Here is a 21,364-nt window from a genome sequence, read left to right on the forward strand (position 1 = left end):
CCCACGCACATGCGTGAGGCCTTTTCTACAGATTTAATTACTAGTTAATAACCCGGGTTTTGTTGAATCAACCCATTACTGTTCAGAATTTCTCGCTGCGGGATAGGCCACAACAACCGGAAAGCCTGATTGGATGCAGCTAGGCTCGGAACAGTAGCAAGAGCCGTACCCGTGCGGCGCAGGTCGAACCAGCGGAAGCCTTCGTGCGCCAGTTCTACCCGCCGTTCGCGCAGGATATCAGCAATTAAGGCATCCTGCGTAGTAACAACTCGTGCTGCCAGGCCAGCCCGGGTCCGGACTTGATTGAGTAGCCCAACGGCCGTAGTTAGGTTTGCTGCGCCGCCAATACGAGCCAGTGCCTCGGCACGTGTTAGCAGTACTTCCGCGTAACGAATCAGGATAACGTTGTCGTCGCCGGCTGGGCGCGTGTACTTACGCGTTGTGCCCGCGGGCGAAGCAGCTGCATTAACTGTCAGCCGCCGATCACCGGCTTCGTGAGCCTGTTGTAAGGAAGTAGTAAACGCCACTTCCGTGCGGCCGCCGTTGGCCGCTGGGAAATAGAAGAACGCCAGTGAGTTTGCGTCGGTTGGGTCAAAGTTCATTTCCCAGATCGACTCCGAGCTGTTTTTGGCCGTGTACATCGACTCGTAATCGACTGGCAACGTAAGCACAGGTACCGTGGCGGCGGCGGCGGCAGCTGTAGCATAGTCGCGGTTGCGTAAGGCCAGACGGGCCTTTAGAGCATTAGCGGCTGGCTGACCCACAAATACTCCCCGACGGGTAGCGGGCAGGTTGACAATGGCAAACTCGATATCAGCGTTGATAATGCTTAGTACCTCTTGCTCAGAGCTGCGGCCGATGGGCGTTGCATCAGCGGGAGTGATGGTAGGCGTAAGTCGAACCGGAACGCCCAAGCCATCGGGGAAGCCGTAGCCCTCCGGCTTTCCGCCCCAGTAGCCCAGCAGGTTCATGTAGTGGAAAGCCCGGAGAAGCCGAGCTTCCGCAATTATCTGTTGCTTGTTGAATGTACTGGTGGACGAAAACTTTTCAGCTTGCTGAATAACATAGTTAGTGCGGTTAATACCAGCGTAAATGGTATTATAGATGTTAGTCAGCTCAACATTATCAAACAGAATTTGATTATTGAAAATTTGGGCAAATGAGGGGAACGTACCACGGTGACGAACATTATCGGCCCCCATTTCTGCAAATAGCTGGTAGCGTAGCCCCCAATAATTGACGCTCTGCAAGGCATCGTAGGCGCCAATTAGGCCGGCTTGCACGTCTTCCGGCGACTGAAAGCCGGCGTCTGCATCCAGACTGTTCAGCGGCTTGATATCCACAACCTCTTCGCAGGAAGAGACGCCGAAGCCCAGAGTAAGTAGAAAAGCGGCAGAAGCAACTGCCCGCAACAAAGGTGTTGTATTCATAAAGAAGGAGAAGCTGGATTAGAAACCAAAGTTTACGCCAACCGTGTAAGAACGGGCTTGCGGGAACGTCAGGAAATCGGTGCCCAACGAGATGTTGCTGCCACTGAACGTGTTTACTTCAGGGTCAAAGCCGGAGTAGTCCGTGAACGTTAGTAGGTTCTGAGCCTGCACGTACAGGCTCACGTTATTCAGGCGCGCCCGGGAAGCTAGGGCGCGGGGCAGTGAGTAACCCAGGCGCACATTGCGCAGGCGTACGTACGAGCCATCCTCAATAAACCGGTCAGATACTCGGCGGTTGTTATTGGGGTCACCCAGCACTGCTCGCGGAATGTCGGTGTTAGTATTGTTCGGTGTCCAGCGGTTTAGCACTGTAGCACTCTGTCCAAACACCCCGTTCATGCCTTCAGAGAAGGCGCGCGTGTTGTTATACACCTCGTTGCCGTACTGGTACTGCACAAACACTGTCAGGTCGAAGCCTTTGTAGCGCAGCGTGTTGTTTACGCCGCCAAAGAAATCGGGCTGCCCGCTGCCCAGAATCTCCTGGTCGTCACCCGTAATGAGACCGTCCGGCTGTCCGGTTAGGTTGCCGTTAGCGTCTCTGCCATTTATATCCCGGAACTTAATGTCCCCTGGCCGGGTAGCGGCACTCTGGTAACGGGCTGTGGCCCCATACTGAGCCTGGGCGGCCCGGTCCAGCGCGTCAATTTCCTCCTGAGTCTGGAAGATTTTCTCTACCCGGTAGCCACGGAAGGCTCCGAGCGGCTGGCCTACTTCCAGCCAGCTGGCAAAACCAGCGCCCTGCGGTGGACCAGCCAATCGCAGTACCTCGTTCCGGTTGAACGTAAGGTTGAAGTTGGTATTCCACTCAAACCCTCCTTCCTGGGCGTTGCGCACGTTTACCGTGGTCAGGCTAAGCTCCAAACCCTGATTACGCAGCTTGCCAACGTTACTCAGCACGCCCAAAAAGCCGGAGTTGCTGGGCAGAGTTTGGGTGAGTAGCAACTCCCTGGCGTCCCGGCGATAGGCGTCAGCGATAAACAGTAAGCGGTTGTCGAAGAAACCCAGGTCAAGACCAACGTTTATCATGTCTGAGCTTTCCCAGGTCAACAGGTCATTACCCAATTGAGAGGGTGACAGACCGGCCACACCGTTGTAGTTGGCACCGGGGCTAATCAGGCTCAGCGCAGCAAAGTTATTAATGTCCTGGTTTCCGTTGGAACCATAGCTGGCACGCAGCTTCAGCTCGCTCATCGGCGTCTTATCCTTCAGGAAGCCTTCTTCGAGCACCCGCCACCCAATGGAAGCTCCTGGGAACCAGCCTACCCGGTTTTTGCGGCCGAAACGAGACGAGATGTCCCGGCGAATAGTACCGCCAATCAAGTACTTATCCGCAAACGAATAGTTGAGCCGCAGGAATGAACCAAACAGGTTATAGCCAGTGCCAGTAGTGCTGGCTCCGGTTTTCTGGGCGCCGGCTGTCAACTCCCGAATACTATTACCAGGGAAGTTGGTTGCTGATGCCGAAATGGTTCGTTGGCGGCTTTGCTGATATTCAACTACTGCCTGCGCCGTGACGTTGTGCTGCTCCCCGAATAGTTTGGTGTAATTAAAGGCGCTAATGTGGTTGAAGTTTAGGTCCTGGGTATTCGCCGCGAAGGCTGAGCCGTTTACGCCCCGACCAGTATTTGTCGTCGTCGGGAAAAACGTGCGGTCATCAAAATTGATATAGTCGAGGCCGAAGGTAGCCCGGTAAGTTAAGTTCTTGATGAACTCTAGTTCCGTATACTGGGTGCCAATAATGCGCGAGTTTATAGCACTGATGAGGGGTTCTCGGGCTGCAGCCAGGGGGTTCTCGGTGGAGGCGCCAGGGTCCTTAGCGTAGCTACCGTCGGCTCGGAAGATTGGAATATCACTGGCCACCAGTACGGCTGCACTTAATACTCCATTGATATTATTGTCGTTTTGAATGCGGTTGTTGTAAGCCCGGTTAACCCCGATGCTGAAGCCCGTCCGGACACGGGTGCTGACATTGTGGTCTAGGTTAAAACGGCCACTTAACCGCTTGAAGCCCGACTCAATGATGATGCCTTTCTGATCAAAGAAGCCACCCGACATACGAAATCGGGTTTTTTCGTTTCCACCCGCAAATGATATCTCGTAGTTGCTGACCGGAGCACGACGGAAAATCTCATCTTGCCAGTTGGTGCTCGGTGCAGTACTAGGATTCTGGAATACGGACACGTCGCGGATACCGTCACCGTTGTCGACGGCTTCCAGCACACCACCATTGTTGCGGGTACTCGCTTCACTGAAGTTAAACGCAGCTAAGTCCGCGTAGCTCCGCCACGGCAGAGCACTGATGTTGGAGGCAATAATCTGTCCTTGCGCGTTGCGTGGGTAACGGTTCTGCACCATTTCCAGGAACAGTTCCGTCTGCTGCTGGCCAGTCAGACCAGGCACACGGCGCCAGGTTTCGGCAAAGCCAGTGTAGTAATTGAAGTTGACGCGTGTTTGTTGCGCCCGGCCACGCTTGGTGGTAATGATTACTACGCCGTTGGCCCCACGCGAACCGAACGGAGCCGTGGAAGCAGCATCTTTTAATACCTCGAATGATTCAATGTCGTTCGGGTTCAAGTCAGCCAGCGCATTTGTTTGTTGGTTGCCAACGCCCACGCTGGAATAGCTACCTGTGTTAATAGGAATACCGTCCACCACGTAAAGCGGTTCGCTACCTGCTGTGATGGAACCAGCACCGCGTATTCGCACGGAAATGCCCGAGCCAGGAGTACCGGAGTTTTGCGAAATCTGCACCCCGGCAGCTCGGCCCTGCAGCGCCTGATCGACGCTGGCAACAGGCAGGTTCTCTACTTCCTGCGCTTTTACTGATGCAATAGCCCCTGTAACTGTTCGCCGCTCTTGAGAACCACCGAAACCCGTGATAACTACCTCGCTGAGTTGCTTGGTGTCTGGGGCCAAAGCCACGTTGATGGCGCCCTCGGCAATAGGCCGCTCCAGTGCTATGTAGCCAACCGAGCTAAACGAGAGCGTGGTGGCATCAGCCGGTGCAGTAAGTGAGAAGGTTCCATCTGAGTTAGTCGAAACCCCATTGGTTGTGCCTTTAACCAGTACTGTGACTCCTGGCAACCCTTCACCTGTGGTGCGGTCAGTAACCCGCCCAGAGATGGTACGAGTTTGGGCAGAAACCTGGACCACACTTATTGCAGCCAAGGATAGCCCGATTAGTAAGTTTTTTTTCATGAAAAGGTGTGTTTTGTTAGGGGATACAAGTCAATTAAACAAAAATAAGTAACAAAAGCGTAAAGAATACATCGATTAAATGATAATATTATAAAATCAAGTAGTAATAAATATTTAAGTATAATGATAATACCCTCTCACGAGGCCATATTATGTAAATAATCATAAAGAATGTTGTACTATTTTAATAATTAAAATTAACAGTTTTAATGAAAAAAGGCCCTGACTATTAGAGTCAGGACCTTTCTAAATACAAAGTTGAAAAGGTCGTGCTTTTAACGCACCACTACCGCCGTAAAGGTTCGCTGCTCAACGCGGCCGTCGGCAAGTGTGGCTTGAACAAGTAACGTATACGTGTTTGCACTACGGCTGGAATTTGGGTTCGTGCCAGCACCAACCACTGGGCCATCAGCTGTATTTCGCAAGGCGGAGGCCGGCACGTTGAGAGTAGCCGTCCCATTGCTTACCGGGAGAGTGGCAACGTCAACCAAGCGAACTGTGGAGCCGACCAAGTAGCGGCTTACAACTTTCAAAGATGTTGGCTGCTCACCTTGCAAGGTAATCTTAAGCGTGACGGGGGTATTGAGTCTAAAGTCAGCAGCACCTAGATCAATATTATCATTAAAGATGATATTGGTGCGGGGAGCATCTTCCAAGTCCGGCTCTTCTTTTTCGCAAGAACTTAGAGTAATAAATGCGAGAAAAAGAAAGAAGAAATAGTGCCAGTGCTTTTTCATGAAGCAGTATGTTTTAAAGAGGAAATTATTGACCTGGATCCCAGAATACTTTCGGCGTAATCAGGTCGGCAGGGGTGCGGGCAGGCGTGTTCTCCGGATTGGTAACACGCTCGAGGTCCGAGTACGGGAGAATGCGTGGAATCCGGGCTAGCACCGCGTTTGAAGCCAGTGAAAGGGCTGGGAAGCCTGTGCGGCGCCAGTCAGACCAAGGCTCCATAGCTACTCCGTAGTTGGCAACAAATTTCTCCTCAATGATCAGGCGAAGCGCGTCGGCTTGGGCAGTAGCAGCAGCAAAGGCGGCTGAGCGGGCTGTTACATAGGTTGTAACATCAGCCGCTGCTACACCAGCCATTTCCATAGAAGCACGAATTCCATTTTCAAAGAAAGTGCGAGCTACGGGCGCATTACCAGTCCGCAGATTGTGCTCAGCTAAAATGAACTGATATTCAGCGTACGTGAACATGCGTATTGGCGCATCGCCCGCATACGCAGTGCCGGTCAGCGCACCGCGCAAATACGTGTTCATGCGCGAAAAATTCACGGCCTGAACCACACCCGTTCCATTTTGCACACCGATATACTGAGTGGAGCTAGGAGCTAAGGTGAAATAAGTCGGCCGGCGTGGATCGTTTGTCGAGTTCATTAAGTTCACCAGCGTCGTGCTGGGGAAAAACGTGCTCTGACGACGGTTCTCAAACTGGTCGATGGGGTTCTGGCGGCCTGAAGTGGCTTCAAACCGCATCTGGAAGTTATCACCCACGTTCCGCATAAGCAACGCATTGCTGGACAGCAGCGCGTTGATACGCGTAGTAGCCTGACTGCTCAGCTTAGGATAGTGGTGGATGAACAGGCGAAGCTTAACCGTGTTGGCAAACCGGATCCACTTGTCGAGGTCTCCATTGTAGATAAGGTCATCCGCACCAGGTTTAAGGGTAGAATTCTTACCTAAGTCAGCAATACCGGCATCTAGCAAAGCCAGAGCCCCTGCATACACCGCCTCCGATGACTGGTAGCGGGGTTTCACATTTTCCTCGAACTTAAGCGCATCTTCCAGGGGCACGTCGCCAAAGGCATCGGCTGCAATAGCGAATAAAAAGCCCTGCATGATTTTGCCGATGCCTGAGTACGCGGGGCTGGTGCTTTCGGTCTGCGTGATAAGCTTCTGGGCGTCAGCCAGAGCGCCGCCGTACAAGTTGGTGCGCCACAGGTTGTTTATGTCTGTGGCTGTGATGTTGTAGCGGTCAAACTCGACCGTCTGGGTACCTAACCCGCCCTGGCCGGCAAACTGCTGAACGAACAGTGAGCTGTAACGGTGGATGTCGGAACCCATCAAAAAGGACAGCTGCGTCTCAGCCGATACCAGGATGTTGGTAGGCTGCGGGTTCAGCACCGAGTTAGGACTCTGATTGACGTTCAGGAAATCGTCGCAGGAGCCCAGCAGTCCCAACGAAGCTGTTAGAGCCAGGTATTTAGTGAAGCGAGGGAATCGCATGTAGGAGCAAAAATTAAATGGTTAGAAAGTCATGCGCAGCGAGGCACCGTACGTCCGGGATTGGGGTAGCGCGTTAAACTCCAGGCCTTGCGAGTTGCTTACCCCTTGGGCATTAACTTCCGGGTCGATGTGCGGTACGTTCGGGGCGTACAGGAACAGGTTACGGGCATTGATTCCCAGTTCAACTCCACCAATAAAGGTCTTGTCCAGTAACGTTTTGGGCAGAGCATAGGTCAGGGCTACCTCCCGTAGACGGAGCCAAGAAGCATCGAAGACGACAAACTCAGCGCGGCCGAAACCATACATGTCGTTGAAGTAGTCTTCGGCCCGAATTTGGGTGGTGTTAGGACGGCCATCGGCCGTAACCCCTTTGATAACGTACAGTCGGTCGCGGTCCGCAGTTTCCTCGGCAGCGCCTTGGCGACGCAGGTCGCTCACGTTACGCGAGATGATGTCGCCGCCGTAGCGAATATCCAGCAGCGTATTCAGCGACAACCCTTTCCACGTGAAGGTGTTAGTGATACCGCCCGTCCAGTCGGGGTTGGGGTCACCAACAATTTTGTTGTCGAGGGCCAACTGGGCACGGCCGTTGGCATCAACCAGCAGCTGGCCATCGGCGGCACGCTGGAAAACGGAGCCGAAGATAACCCCGTACGGTTGGCCGGCAATCAGGCGGGTACTTGGCGTAGTGAAGCCACCCAGCGTGATTTGGTCAACACCGGGAGCCAGTGACAACACGTTGTTGCGGATGCGTGACCAGTTGAAGGAGTTGCTGTACGTGAAGCTTCCAATCTTAACCGGCGTCGAGTTGAGCAGTACTTCAAAACCTTTCGACTCCATCTTGCCAATATTCTGGAAGATGTTGGTGAAGCCCGAGGCCCCGGCTACTGGCACCTCAAAGATGATGTCGCGGCTGCGCTGGTTGAAGTACGTTGCCTCAAGGGTTACCCGATTGTTGAACAGGCCGATGTCGGTACCAACTTCGTAGGTTGTGGTGAACTCCGGACCTAGATTGGCATTGCCGGCGGTGCTGCTAAACGTTTGCCCGGTAAATCCGCGGAATGGAAATTGAATCGCCGGGCCGAAGCCGTCGGCAGGTCCCTCAGGGTTGTAGTAGGTTTGAGTTCTGTACTCCGGGGCTTCCCGGCCTACTTGCGCTACTGCCCCACGAACCTTCAGCAAAGAGAAATACTTCGAGTCTTTTAAGCCAGAAAAGGCCTCAGACAGCACTAAGCTACCTGATGCGCTGGGATAGAAGTAAGAACGCTTATCTGGGTTAAAGGTAGAAGACCAGTCATTGCGGCCTGTGAGGTTTAGGAAAGCGAATTTTCGGTAGTCAAGTTGTAAGTCACCGTACACACCAATCAAGCGGCGTTCAAAACGTTCACCCAAAGGGAAATAGGTGAGTGTGTTATTGATGTTATTGAAGCCCCGAACTTGGATATCAGTGCCAGTTACGCGCACTTCCGTGCTACGACGCTGATTGATTTCATTTCCTAGCAACAGGCGTATCCCCAAATCTTCCGTGATATTGCGCCGCAGGTTGATGTTGAAGTAAGAATTCAACTCCCGCCGATTTAGAGTGCCTTCCCGGATAGTGCCAACTAGACTGGGTAGCGTATTATCAATGAAGTTAGCGCGACTGTCTCTGGGGCTCACTAGTTGGTAGCCTTGGGTTGACACGTCCGTGCCGATGCGGTAATCAACAGATAGCCAGTCAGTGAAATCGTAAGCAATACTGGCGTTACCTACTACACGGTTCACCTCATCGTTATACACGTTGTTTTTGATGGTCCACAGTGGGTTATCATCATTGCTGTACCACGTGTTGTTAACGTTAGGCGTACCGCCGGGCGAGTTGAGCGTCTGCTGGCCCCCGTTCGTTGATAGTTCAAACGGGTACTTGCGCAGGTCATACGTGCGGGGTAGGAACCAGGAACGGAAGAACGGGTTCGACAGCTGGTTACCCTGCGGTGTGCGCTTGGAGCGGGAGTTCGTATAAATCACGTTGACACCCGAGCGCAGCTTTTCCGTCAGGTTAGCCGAAGCGTTCAGGGTAAGCGTGTTCCGCTTCAGGTCGTTATTGTCCAGGATGCCAACTTCATGCAGGTTGCCGTAGGAAGCATAATACCGGGTCCGCTCCGTAGCGCCCGACAGCGAAACGTTGTTTTGGAAGTTGGAGCCCGTTTTGAAAATACTTTCTACGTTATCGGGGCTGATGGTAAAGGCTTCCTGCTCACCCCGGAAGTTGGTGATGGTTTGGCCGGTTGCCCGCGGGCCCCACGAACCCTGCGCCAGCACGTTGAAGGCTCCACCCGTACCCTGGCCGTAAATGTTCTGGTATTCGGGTAGGCGTCCTACTCTCACCACGTTGTAGTTGGAGAGTACGGTAATCGTCTGCCCTTTGGCACCGGCCCGAGCCCCTTTCTTAGTGGTAATCAGGATAGCACCGGAAGCAGCCCGTGAGCCATACAGAACTGCCGCTGCCGGACCTTTCAGAATCGATACACTTTCGATGTCATCCTGGTTGATGTCCACGGCGCGGTTGGAGTTAGACACGCCCGCCTGCAAGGCATTGCCACCACCGCTGTTGTCGATGGGGTTGCCGTCGATTACAAACAGGGGCTGGTTGCTGCCAGTGAATGTCGTGAAGCCACGGATAAAGATGTTGGACGACGAGCCCACCATACCGTTGGACGCCTGCACCCGTACTCCGGCAACCTTGCCGGCCAGCGAGTTAACAACGTTGGTAGCGCGTGCCTGCACCAACTCTTCGGCCTTTATCTCGGCAACGGAGATGCCCAGGCCTTTTTTCTCCTGCTCCCGGCCAAGTGCAGTTACAACTACTTCGCTGAGCTGCTTGGTGTCCGGAGAAAGCCCAACATTGATCTGGCTGTCTGAGCCAATCGATTTTTCAACCGAAATGTACCCTACGGAGCTAATGGCAAGGGTGCCACCCTCTTGCGGCACTGACAGAGTAAATGTGCCATCCGAGTTGGTAGATACCCCGTTGCTGGTGCCTTTAAGCAACACGGTAACCCCCGGTAATCCTTCACCCGTAGTGCGGTCTGTTACTCGCCCGGAGACGCTCCGGGTCTGGGCCACCCCCTGGACAACGCTAATAGCTGCCAAGGGAAGCCCGATGAGTAGGTTTCTTCTCATGAAATGGAAATGAGGTAGTAAGTGGAAGGTGAGTGAAAACGTACTTCTTGCGTTAAAAATAACAACAGATTACCTTATTCAACCAAATTCTGTCAATTTTATGGTTGCGCTTAGCTATTTTATTCAATTGCTCTTCTGTTCATCACCTGCTTCATAGGGAAGAAAGAGTATGATTAAGTTAAGCATTTCACTTCTGGACTCCATTAAATCTTGAGATATCACCATTTTTGGAGGGCTAAATGGGTTATTAGGGTTACTAGAGGTGTTATCGTAGACTCCTTCTACCATAATAGTGGACCCAACAGGAATGCGTAGTAAACGCTTGAGACGATACGCCTCTTGCCAGCGAAAATCCCATTCAGGAATACTTACCAGGGGTAGTTGCTGCCCTTGAGGAGTTACAGCCCACGCTTTAAATCTCTTGCCTAATAAATGCATATGCGGCCACACGTATAGCACCGATAAATCCATACTGGTAGTTAGCTTAACCTGAAATTTCTTCACGCTATCAGCCGGAATAACAAGAGGTGGTTCAATTTCCCCGATACCACCCGATCCTATACTGGTAGCTTGAATGGTCCGCTGAATAGGGGTCTTGGTAAAGTAAAAGTTGATTCGTGACCAATCGGTGGTGTCCTTGGCTGCAATGCCGTAATGCACAGTAAGCAGAATTACGCCACGGCGGGGCATGGTAAACCCGATACCTGCCGGGAAAGACTGGGGTGTGGCACCTGGTATCCAGCCGCCGTAATACACCACCTCCTGCATAAATGGCTGAAACTCGCCCAGGTTGGTTTGGAATTGGTCAGACAGCACGTAGTCGCTGCCAGCGTATATGTCGATGGTGTTTTCTACAGCCTGTACTGCAAAGTTGGCGTGATGAAGCAGCTGCCGGTTGCCGGGAATAAATTCTATGGCCTGAACCGCTTGTCCTGCCGGTAGCTCGAAGGGAATTTTGAACATGACAAATGTCTCCATCCCGTTCCCCTTTATCTCCAGGACTTTTTTGGGTTTCAGCACCAAGTCGGGCGTGGTTTTCGTCCCGGCAAAAGACCGAGTAACGGGTTGAGGACTGCGCAGCTTAGGTCCCTGTGGTGCGCCCGCATCTACCCAGCGTTGAATCTGGTTGATTTCCTGATCCGTCAGGCGCCGCTCATTGGCAAACGAAACGTAATGCGGATCTGCCTTCCAGGGCGGCATGTACCGGCTCTTCGTGACGGCCTTAATTGTTTGTTTATGCCGGCTCACCTCCGCATAAGTAGTCAGCGGGAAGGGGCCTGCTCCGTTAGGCTTGTGGCAAGGCACGCAGTTGGTTTGAAGAATAGGGGCTATATGCTGACCATATGTAAGCTGCTCTGCCTTCTGCGCCTGCGTCTGAAAGACCAACATAATCAGTGTGCACAGCAGTCCCCATCCGGCTTTCAGTTTGCTGGTTAACTGATAATAGAAAGGAGCCGATAAGTGAGGCATGTGTGAAATGGATGCGCGGATGAAAGAAGAAAAGTAGCTACAAAACGTAGAGCAGGCTACTATATAGGAATGATGCAAAAAGCCCCCGAAGAATTTCGAGGGCTTTTGTACTAGTTACCTAAGTGAGAGATTAAAACTTATCCCACCACAGCTTAGTCGTGAGTCGGTCGGCACCTTGGCGGGCAACTGCTTCGTTGTAGTTGGTTTGGTTCAGCGACTGCTCTTGAGCAGGGTAGATGAATCGCACCGGAATCCTGCCACCAGCGGCGGCCACGGGGTTGCGTGCTACAGTCAGCTGCGGATAATCCAGCCGGCGCCATTCCGACCAAGCCTCCAAGCCCTGGCCAAACAGGGCAATCCACTTCTGCTCGCCAATGCTTTGCTTGTAGTTGGCGGCATTGTATACCACACTAGGTTGAGCCAAATAGGTGGTGACAGCAGCTGCATCCGCAATGCCAAATTGGCTCATCGAAGCGCGAATGGCATTCTGGTATTCAGTAGCTGCAACTCCGTTGCTTACAAAGCCGCGGGCAATGGCTTCTGCTTTGAAGAACAGTACCTCCGCATACGTCATAATGACGGCAGGCGCGGTTTCCCTTCTGAAGTAGTCGCCGACGAGGGAAGTGCTATCCAAACCCAGGGTCGCAGCCTGCGTGTTAGTCAAGCCATTCTGAACTCCTACAAACCATGACCGGCCCGGGCGATGCAACACTACAGAGTCAGCATAAACCAGCAGACGTGGGTCTTTTAAAGTCGTCAGCTTGTCAACTATGGTTTTGCTGATGCGGTGGTCGTCACGGGTTTTCCGGTTCTCGTGAACGGGATTGTTGTTCGGGAACGTCGTACTCAGGTATACTACCTGGGCATTGTCGATATTGCTGGTAAAGTGTACTCCGCTGTTCAGCACTTCAGCAGCATGGGTACGCGCCAAAGCGGCATCGGCATCGGCAACCCGCATGGCCAGGCGCAAACGAAGGGAGTTGGCAAACTTTTTCCATTGCATCATACTGCCCCCATACATAATATCACCCTGAACAGCAGGCGTGTTCGAGTTAATCATGTCGGCGGCTGTTTTCAGGTCCGTTAGCAGGCCACGATAAACGTCTTCCTGCTTATCGTACTTCGGAGAAGCACTTCCTTCCTGCAAGCGCAGCGCTTCGGAGTAGGGAATGTCGCCGTACATATCCGTCAGCAGTGAGAAAAGCCAGGAGCGCATAATCAGGCCGACTGCTTGGTAGCCTTTATGGTCTTGCTCCTGCCCCAGGCTGATGACTTTATTGAAGTCCTGTAGGCCGCCGGCGTAAAAGCCGTCCCAGATATTCTGATAAGAGCCGGTCCGAAAAGCGTACCGGTCCTCATTAGTGTACTGAATTTTGGCCCAGTGCTGCACAATGAGCAGCCCCCCATCCATATTTGCTTCTACATCCCAGTAGCGCGTTACATTGGAGCGTTGCGCATTAGTTAGAATGAGCGACGGAGTTCCAACCTCCGCGTCGTTGGTGTTCGTGTTGATTTCATCAAAATCCTGTTCGCAGGCACCCAAGGCCAACACCATGGGCAGGATTAGCGCCAATTTTTTATATCGAGAAAAGTTCATGAGGAGGTCTGTAGCGAATTCGCCACCGAAACAGCGAATTCAGTCGAAACAGTTCTTACAGAGTCAGATTCAGGTTGAGGCCGAAGCTGCGGGTGGAAGGAATTTGTCCGAACTCCAAACCCTGCACGTCGCTGCTGTTAAAGGACGTTTCGGGGTCGATGTTAGGAGCTTTAGAACTGATGATCAGTAGATTGCGGCCCACAAACGTAACACCAATAGCCTTAAATGGCGTCTTGCCAATCAGGGTGGCCGGCAACTGATATCCCAGCTTCACTTCCCGCAGCTTGGTAAACGAGGCGTCGTACACGCTGGGCTCGTGGAGCGAGTTGATGTACGTTTCCTTATAATACGTCTCGGCATCTGCTGCCACGTCGTTCGGACTGTACGTGCCGTCCGCGTTTTGCTTGACGCCTTGGCCAATCACGCCGCCTTCACGGCCGGGCAGCGAGGTTTCAAGCACGCCAGCATAGTTGCCCCAGGTGTTGGTCACGGAGTACACTTCACCGCCCTGGCGGGTATCAATCAGGAAGCTGAACAGAATTCCTTTGTAGCGGAACTCGTTGTTCAGGCCCCCAAACCAATCCGGCGTAAAGTTGCCCAGCACTTTACGATTCGGGTCGGTAAGTGGGATACCGTCCTCATAGATCACCTGGCCCTGATAGGGGCCATCAGGAACCCGCAGGTAGCCATTGCCAAAGAGGGCTCCAAAAGGCTGTCCTACCCGCGCTTCCACGTTCAGGCCCCAGGTTCCCCCAAGCACGTACGTGTCCCGGCCCTCGGCCAGGCTCTCCACGCGGTTGCGGTTGGCCGCAACGTTGGCCGTCAGGTTCCACTGAAACGCGCTTTCGGCCCTCAGCGGCGAGACAGTCAGAATCGTCTCAATTCCCTTGTTCGAGATTTCGCCGGCGTTGAGCAGCTGCCGGGTATACCCGGTGGCGGCCGTCACAGGCAGACGGATAATCTGGTCGAAGGTGACATTACGGTACGCCGTGACTTCCAGGCCCACGCGGTTCTCAAAGACCCGAACTTCCGCTCCTAGTTCCGCCGACCGGGTCCGCTCTGGTTTCAGCGCCGGATTGTACAGCGTATTAGAAACGGTCTGGACGGGGTTGGGACCATAGGGCTGGCCGTTGGTCGGAAACACGTTGACCAGGAGAAGCGGGTCGGTGTCGTTACCAGCCAAGGCATAGCCGCCGCGCAGCTTGGCAAACGACAGCGTGTTACTCTGGATTCCGAAGGCTTCCGTGAGTACTAGGCTAGCGTCTACGGATGGATAGAAATACGAGTTATTGCCGTCGGGCAGCGTGGACGACCAGTCGTTTCGGGCAGTACCGGTCAAGAACGCAAAGTCTTTATACCCAAATTTCACCGAAGCATACAAGCTGTTCACCCGCTTGCGGAACAGGTCGCTGTCGGCAATCAGCGGGTTGGCTGAATTGCTTAAGGAATACAGCTCAGGCACGGCAAGGTCGGGGGCAGCAGTCGAGCTGATTTCATTACGGAAGTCGCGGCGGTTGGCGCCCACCAGGAAATCCAGGTTCAGGTCTTCCGTGAGGTTACGGTTGACGGTGGCCAAAAACTCGGTGTTGCGCTCCAGCAGGTAGATTTTTCGCTCTGTGTAATCATCCAGCGTGCTGTGCTCGATGTCGTCAGGCGCAATCCGTTGCGTTTGAAACTCGTTGTAAAAGTCGTTGGTGGTGCGGCCCGTCAGCGTCAGCCATGAGGTGGGCGAGTAGTTCAGCGTAATGTTGCCGATTACCCGGTCCCGACGGTCGTCGTTCAGGTTTTCGTAGAGCGTGAAGTACGGGTTGTTGTGGTAGTTGTAGTTCCAGTTGTACTTCTGGCCACCCCTGTTGTAATCCTTCAGCTCGGCAATATTAACCTGGCGGCCAAACCACACGAACTGTTGCATTACGTTCTGGCTGCTGTAGCCCAGCTGCGGACGACGCCCCCGGTTCTGTACGTAGCTGACGTTGGTGCTGAACTTCAGCTTGTCGGTCAGGTCGGCTCCCCCGTTCAGGTTCAACGTATTGCGACGCAAGAAAGTGTTGGGGAGAATACCGGTCTGATTCAGGTTGGTGTACGACAGGCGTACGCCAGCCTTGTCGTTGCCACCCGACAGCGCAATATTGTTGGTGAACGTGCGGCCTGTCTCGAAGAAATTACGCACGTTGTCGGGATGCGCGACCCAGGGAGTAGCCTGCCGAACGCCATTCACTACCGGCGAGTTGAACTGCGGAATAAGACGACCGTCGAGGCGGGGGCCCCAGCTTTCGTCTACACCGTCGTTGGTGCCACGACCTCGGCCATTAACAAACTCAAACTCGCCGCCGCTGCCCTGGCCGTACTCATTTTGGTAGTCGGGCAGCCTAAGTATGTTTTCTAGGGTGGTAGTGCTGTTGATGGCAATACCCAAGCCACGGGCTTTACGCCCCGACTTGGTGGTGATGACGACCACGCCATTGGCCCCGCGGGAACCATACAGCGCCGAAGCATTAGCCCCTTTCAGCACTGAAATGCTCTCAATATCGTCCGGGTTGATGTCCGAAGCCGCGTTGCCATAATCGACACCACCACCAGGGCCGCTGGTAGAAGAGGAAGAGTTACTGATGGGCTGACCGTCCACCACAAACAGAGGCTGGCTGCCGCTACCGATGCCTTTTGCTCCGCGAATTACAATCCGCGACGAGCTGCCCACTGCGCCTTGGCTGTTAGAGATTTGCACGCCGGCCAGCTTGCCTTGCAGCGAGTTAACGACGTTGGTTTCGCGGGCCTGCGTGAGTTCAGCGCCTTTCACGTCCTGTACTGCGTAGCCCAGGGTTTTCTTCTCCTGCTCACGGCCCAGGGCCGTTACTACTACTTCGCCCAGTTGCTTCGTGTCGGCGCCGAGAGCTACGTTGATAGCACTGCTAGTACCAATAGGGCGCTCCACGTTGCTGAAGCCAATAGAGCTAAACGTGAGCGTGGTAGCCGAAGCAGGGGCACTCAGGGTAAAGGAGCCATCAGCGTTGGTAGAGGTGCCGACGGTGGTGCCTTTGACGAGCACGGTTACGCCAGGCAAGCCCTGGCCAGTGGCAGCATCCGTGACGCGGCCAGTGATTTCGCGGTTCTGAGCGTCCGCCTGCTGCAACAGAGCGGGAGCAATCAGAAGTGCGCTAACTAAAACTTTGCGCATGTGAGTGAGTGAAAAGGTGAGGTTTGGAAAGTTGCTAGGTGTGAAAAGAGGGTGGAAGTTGGAAGGAAAAGAAGAAGCAGTGGTATAAAATGGATGATACCTTTTGCCGGCTCACCTCTAAAAACGGGTTCAATAGCAGCCCAATTTTTTATGCCAATTTTAAAAAAACCGGGCATCACCCCACTGTACACTACCGCCACGAAAGGGTATTGCCCTTGCGCTACACAAAACCATCAGAAATACACGGCGTCAAGATACAGACTTTATTACAAGTAATAAATCACGCCGCTAAACATTGGGGATAGAAAATTGAATATTTTATATAAGAATAGTATCTATAGAAGATTGTAACTAAATGAGCACTGTAGCACATCTTTTATCAACAAAACAATTTGTTTATTTACAAAATCACAAATCCTTCCACTATTAATCCTCTTTCTCATGCGAAAACGCTTACTAAGTACCGTTTTGGCTGTGCCTGTGCTAATGCACCAGGTAACCGCCCAGAATCGAGAGATAACAGGCCGCGTCACGGACGCCGCCACTGGCCAAGGCTTGCCTGGCGTAACCGTGCTCGTCAAAGGCACCACCGTCGGCACCTCTACCAACGCCGATGGCTCCTTTACCCTGAGTGCCCCCGCCTCAGCGACAACTTTAGTATTTAGCTCGGTAGGGTACAATGGCGTAGAGCGACCTATTGGCTCGGATGCAACCGTGAATGTTGCTCTCGGGGCCAGCACCCGAAATCTGGAAGAAGTAGTAGTAACGGGTCTAGCTACTTCCGTTAAGCGTTCCAATCTAGCTAACGCCATCACTACGATATCGGCGAAGGAGCTGGTAGGTAGCACCCGGCCAGTGACTGTTGATGCCGCGCTGAGCGGTAAAGTAGTAGGGGCTAATATTGCGCAAACTAGTGGGGCACCGGGTGGTGGTATATCGGTGCAACTGCGCGGTATCTCTACCATCAACGGTTCGTCGCAGCCGCTGTATATTATCGACGGAGTGTATGCCGTCAACCAGGAGGTGGGCAATGGTGCTGGGTCGGCAGCATTTTCCTCGGCTTCGTCGGGAGTTGGCCGCACCACCCAGGATAACGGTATTAACCGCCTATCAGACCTGAACCCAAACGACATTGAGTCAATTGAAATTTTGAAGGGGCCTAGTGCTGCGGCTATCTACGGTACGCGGGCAAATGCCGGCGTAATTATTATAAAGACAAAACGGGGCGCAGCAGGACAAACGCGCATCAGCTTCTCGCAAGACGTGGGCTTTGCCAAGGCGTGGCGGCTGCTCGGCCAGGAGGATTGGACACCGGAGAAGATAGACAACTTTTACACCCCCGGTACGGCCCGCAATACTGCCGAAAGAGCAGCCTTGGCAGCTGCACGAGACGCTGGCAACATCGTCGATTACGAAAAGGAAGTGTTCGGCAACACAGCTTTTCTGCGTAACACGGGCGTGAGCCTATCAGGCGGAAATGAGCGAACCAAGTTTTTTGTCTCGGGCTTCACCACCAACGAGGAAGGCATTGTGAAGCGCACGGGCTTTAATCGTAATTCAATTCGGGCCAATATTGATCAGAAAATTGGGCAGCGTATTGACATTGGGGTTAGCTCTAACTACATCAACTCTGAAAACCGCCGCGGTTTCACTGGCAATGATAATCGGGGTGTAGCTTTGGGCTACACACTGGCATATACGCCGAATTATGCCCAGCTATTTCCGAACGATTTAGGCGTGTTTCCCGATAACCCTTACGCCGGTGACAACCCCCTGGCAATAGTAGAGCGCGCCATCAACGAAGAGGAAACTAACCGCTTTGTGCAAACTGCTACTGCCACAGTGCGCATCATTGATAAAGAGCAGTCTTCCTTGCGCTTTGCCGCTCAAGGTGGCATTGATTTCTCCAATAGCACAGCTCTGCTGGCACTGCCGCCAGATTTACAGTCGCAGCGCGATTTACCGCTGCCTGGCGCGGCACGTTTAGCTAAAAACGAGTTTTTCAACTCTAACCTGCAAGGCTTTCTGATTTATGACTGGCGTTTGGGCGAGAAGATAAATCTAACCTCACAGATCGGGACGGTGCGCCTGAGCCAGCGTAGTAATTTAAGCTACAATCAAGGGCAGAACCTCACTCCCGGGTCGCCATACACACCGAACCGGGGTGCTATTATCACTCAGGAAACCCTGATTACGGAAGAAGCTGACGTAGGCTTTGTGGCGCAGCAAGAGGCCAACTTCAATGACCAGATTATTGCCACTGCCGGTATCCGTTTTGACAAGTCGAACCGCAATGGCGACCCGAATAAGTATTACGCATTCCCCAAAGCGTCATTGGCTGTAAACGTAGCCAAGTTTGGCTTCTGGACTTTAGAGCCTGTAAACTTGGTAAAGCTCCGAGCTGCTTACGGCGAAACAGGTGGACCGGCTTTTTTTAATGCGCTGTACTCGCCGCTTAACGCTATATCTACCGGTGGCCGGCCCGGCCTGCTGCCCTCTACCTTGCTGGGAAATCCTGACATCAAACCCGAAACCGCATCGGAGTTTGAAACGGGTATTGACCTGGGTTTCCTGGAAAACCGCGTTGTGCTGGAGGCCTCGTATTATAACAAGGAGGTGTTTGATCTGGTCAACACGTATGTGCTGGCGCCGGCGGTGGGGGTTACTTCGCTTCGTGCTTATAACATAGGTGATTTACGCAACCGGGGCATAGAATTGGCCCTAAATGTTACGCCTGTGCGGCGAGAAAACGTTAGCTGGACTACTTCCACGCAGTTTTGGTTTAACCGCACAAAAGTCACCCGCCTTGACCAAGATCCCTTGGTGGTGCCACCATTCAATACGGGCTTGGGCTTTGGGAATACTTTTGGTCGTAACCTGTTCATCGTGGGCGAGTCGCCCTCACGCTGGTACGGCTCACCGGTAAACTTCACACTGAACAACAACTTCAGCGGCCTGACGCGCTACGAGGAGGCTCAGCCCAAGTTTCAGATGTCGTTCCTGAACTCACTGACGCTTTTCCGCAGCCTGGAACTTTCGTTTTTGGTGCACTGGAAGAAGGATGGCTATAATAGCAACCTGAGCCGTCTGTTGCAGGATGAAGGTGGCACAACCAAGGATTGGAGTGAGCCTAGTGGCGAACTTGCCAACGACGGAACGCCCATTCCTAAAGGCATCTATCGGCAAGGACTCACGGCTCGTGAGTTCATTCAAAATGCCGGCTATGTGCGCCTGCGCGAAGCTTCCGTGTACTACACATTGCCTAGCAGCATTCGTACGAGTATGTTCAAAGAGTTTGTTAAAAACATTCGTGTGGGCGTGTCAGGCAACAACCTGATTACGTGGACAGACTATGTGGGCTACGACCCGGAGGTATCCAACTTCGGGGCCACTGCTAACTTCGCGCAGGTAGATGTGGCTTCGTATCCCACTACCCGGCGTATTTTCTTCCACTTGAATCTGGATTTTTAATCTGGCTTTCCTTTTTCGACCTTTTTATGCACTACATAGCAAGAAAATTAGCAGTTATTGCACTGCTACTGGGTACTACTGCTTGCGGGTTTTTTGAAACCGACGTGGTGGAGGACCCCAATAATCCTCCTCTGGACCGGGTGCTTAACAATGCTACAAGCGCCCAACTTAATGCACTGGCTGTAGGGGTAGAAGCTTCCTACCGCAACCATCACACCACCAATGCACCCTACAATTGGGTGGCTGGAGTGCTGGGAAGGGAGATTCTAGTACTAGCCGCAACAGAGTCGCGCTGGTACGGCGAGTTGCAGGGCACGCGCGGCCGCCTAGACGATGCAGCCTATTACAATGCCTACTACGTGCCGCTGGCTCAGATGCGCCGCGCCGCACAAGTATTTCGCGAGTCAGCCAACAACAGCCAAGCCTACGATGACCAGCAGAAGCGGGGCGTGGCTGGCTTCACCTACACGTATGAAGCCCTGGCTCACTTGCTGCTGCTTAATATGCAAGGCGAAAACGGCATCCGTATCGACGTGAACAACGTTCTCCGGCCCGGCCGCTTTGTCGATCAGCCGACTGCTCTAACCGAAATTAGCCGTCTGCTAGACCTAGGTGCCACCGAGTTAAATCAGGCAGGTTCTACGTTTGCTTTCACGTTGTCTCCAGGTTTTAGGGCCGCTCCTAGTGGTGTTGCGGGACAAGACTTTAGCACCCCAGCTACGTTCAGGCGATTTAACCGGGCACTGGCGGCACGGGTGGCCTTGTATCAGCGGGATTTTTCCAAGGCCCGTGCCGCGTTAGGTGAATCCTTCTACGATCCGACGGCATCTCTGACTATAGGACCGAAAATTACCTTTAACCCAGCTGTTGCCGGCGACCAGGGCAACCCATACTTTCAGGCGCGTAATAATACCGGCTCGACGGTAGTGGGGGTACCTAAGAACTTTATCAATGAAGCGGAACCGGGCGACTTGCGCTTAAGCAAAGTGCGGCTGCGGGACTCAACCAATATAACGCCACGTGGACCTGGAGCGCGCGTAACCGGAGGAATTTCCTCCGTACTGGAGGCATTCCGGTTCACAACAATCACAGACCCGCTGGACATTATTCGTAATGAAGAGTTGATCCTGATATCAGCAGAAGTGCATGCTAACTCGGGCCGGCTAAGTGACGCACTAGCCGATATCAACGTGATACGCACACGTGCTGGAGGGCTGCCTGCTTTGCCCGTAGGCTCGTTTACCTCTCCGGAAGTGGCCATTGACGAAATTGTGCGGCAGCGGCGCTACTCCTTGTTCTATGAAGGGCAATATGCCTTCGACTTGCGACGCCTGGGCCGACTGCCCACTACTGCCCAAACGGCGCCAGTTCGGGTGGCTCCACGCAGTACCCCACCGTATCCTTTCACACCACAGACACTTGCATTCAGTGCTCCAGTGGGTCAAGTAAACTACCGTCTATTTGACCGTTTGGAGCGCCCGGCCGCCGAAAAGGCATGGGATGCTGCTAATCCCTAAGGTATCTTTAAATTGAAACAAAAAGCCCTTGTGCTAACTGCACAAGGGCTTTTTG

10 protein-coding genes are annotated in these 21,364 nt (G+C 53.2%); 2 read left to right on the forward strand and 8 right to left on the reverse strand.

Annotation, left to right across the window (positions count from 1 at the left end; translation table 11 throughout):
• Positions 1-44: 44 nt before the first annotated feature.
• The 8 genes from OIS53_RS00100 to OIS53_RS00135 form a co-directional block, all read right to left on the reverse strand.
• Positions 45-1,430, reverse strand: a complete 1,386-nt coding sequence (locus tag OIS53_RS00100; RefSeq protein ID WP_264680351.1) for a RagB/SusD family nutrient uptake outer membrane protein — start codon at positions 1,428-1,430, stop codon at positions 45-47.
• Between the two features lie 18 nt (positions 1,431-1,448).
• Positions 1,449-4,688: a SusC/RagA family TonB-linked outer membrane protein gene (locus OIS53_RS00105; RefSeq protein ID WP_264680352.1), complete on the reverse strand. Its 3,240-nt coding sequence runs from the start codon at positions 4,686-4,688 to the stop codon at positions 1,449-1,451.
• A gap of 275 nt (positions 4,689-4,963) precedes the next feature.
• A complete protein-coding gene (locus tag OIS53_RS00110; RefSeq protein WP_264680353.1) occupies positions 4,964-5,425 on the reverse strand; it encodes a hypothetical protein in 462 nt (153 codons plus the stop codon).
• A 25-nt stretch (positions 5,426-5,450) separates the two neighbouring features.
• Positions 5,451-6,917 (reverse strand): SusD/RagB family nutrient-binding outer membrane lipoprotein, encoded by a 1,467-nt coding sequence (locus OIS53_RS00115; protein WP_264680354.1) that lies wholly within the window; start codon positions 6,915-6,917, stop codon positions 5,451-5,453.
• A gap of 21 nt (positions 6,918-6,938) precedes the next feature.
• Positions 6,939-10,079 carry a SusC/RagA family TonB-linked outer membrane protein gene (locus OIS53_RS00120; protein WP_264680355.1) on the reverse strand — a complete coding sequence of 1,047 codons (3,141 nt, stop codon included), beginning with the start codon at positions 10,077-10,079 and terminating at the stop codon, positions 6,939-6,941.
• Positions 10,080-10,202: 123 nt separating this feature from the next.
• Positions 10,203-11,549, reverse strand: a complete 1,347-nt coding sequence (locus OIS53_RS00125; RefSeq protein ID WP_264680356.1) for a c-type cytochrome — start codon at positions 11,547-11,549, stop codon at positions 10,203-10,205.
• Positions 11,550-11,679: 130 nt separating this feature from the next.
• Entirely contained in the window at positions 11,680-13,146 is a 1,467-nt protein-coding gene (locus OIS53_RS00130) for a SusD/RagB family nutrient-binding outer membrane lipoprotein (protein WP_264680357.1), read from the reverse strand.
• 55 nt (positions 13,147-13,201) lie between these two features.
• Positions 13,202-16,321, reverse strand: coding sequence for a SusC/RagA family TonB-linked outer membrane protein (locus OIS53_RS00135; RefSeq protein ID WP_264680358.1), 3,120 nt, complete (start codon positions 16,319-16,321; stop codon positions 13,202-13,204).
• A 441-nt stretch (positions 16,322-16,762) separates the two neighbouring features.
• On the opposite strand from OIS53_RS00135, the gene OIS53_RS00140 reads away from it, so the two are divergent.
• Together OIS53_RS00140 and OIS53_RS00145 are read left to right on the forward strand one after the other, a co-directional pair.
• Entirely contained in the window at positions 16,763-19,792 is a 3,030-nt protein-coding gene (locus OIS53_RS00140) for a SusC/RagA family TonB-linked outer membrane protein (protein WP_264680359.1), read from the forward strand.
• Between the two features lie 26 nt (positions 19,793-19,818).
• The gene (locus OIS53_RS00145) at positions 19,819-21,309 is read left to right on the forward strand and encodes a RagB/SusD family nutrient uptake outer membrane protein (protein ID WP_264680360.1); all 1,491 of its coding nucleotides are present in this window, start codon (positions 19,819-19,821) and stop codon (positions 21,307-21,309) included.
• The last annotated feature ends 55 nt before the right edge of the window (positions 21,310-21,364 follow it).

It is taken from the genome of Hymenobacter sp. YIM 151500-1 (assembly GCF_025979885.1).
GTDB lineage: Bacteria > Bacteroidota > Bacteroidia > Cytophagales > Hymenobacteraceae > Hymenobacter.